Annotated in this window: 2 protein-coding genes; both read left to right on the top strand. The window is 41.6% G+C overall.

Features of this window, described 5'->3' with window-relative positions; genetic code table 11:
* Nucleotides 1-248: hypothetical protein (locus ACYP03_RS24380; protein ID WP_459782426.1), on the top strand; the 248-nt coding region annotated here is incomplete at its 5' end.
* Between the two features lie 35 nt (nt 249-283).
* On the top strand, nt 284-401 hold a 118-nt coding region (locus ACYP03_RS24385), incomplete at its 3' end, for a YaeQ family protein (RefSeq protein WP_459782428.1).

Consider the following 401-nt stretch of genomic DNA (forward strand, 5'->3'; position numbering starts at 1 on the left):
AGGTTAATCATCAATACATTGAATATTCCCGTCTTGCCTTAGAATATATTCAGGCCGGGCGATTAGTGGTGAAAAAGCAACTCCCTAAAGTTGATTTGATTGCCTGGCAATCGAAACTGGCCAATTCGCAAGAATATTATGTAAATGGGTTTAGTGAATTCTCTGATGAACGTGTAACATTGGAATGTCAACAGGTTGCCAATGCACTGGAAGCGATGAATCAACGCTTTGCCGCATTGCGATACTGAATATTCCGTTTTATTTTTTACTGAGAAATCCATATATGGCTCTGAAAGCCACCATTTACAAAGCACATATCAATGTCGCCGATCTTGACCGAGGTCGTTATCTGGACGGTTCACATACGCTGGCCTGTCATCCTTCAGAAACCTTGCAACGTT

It is taken from the genome of Photobacterium sp. R1, assembly GCF_054600795.1.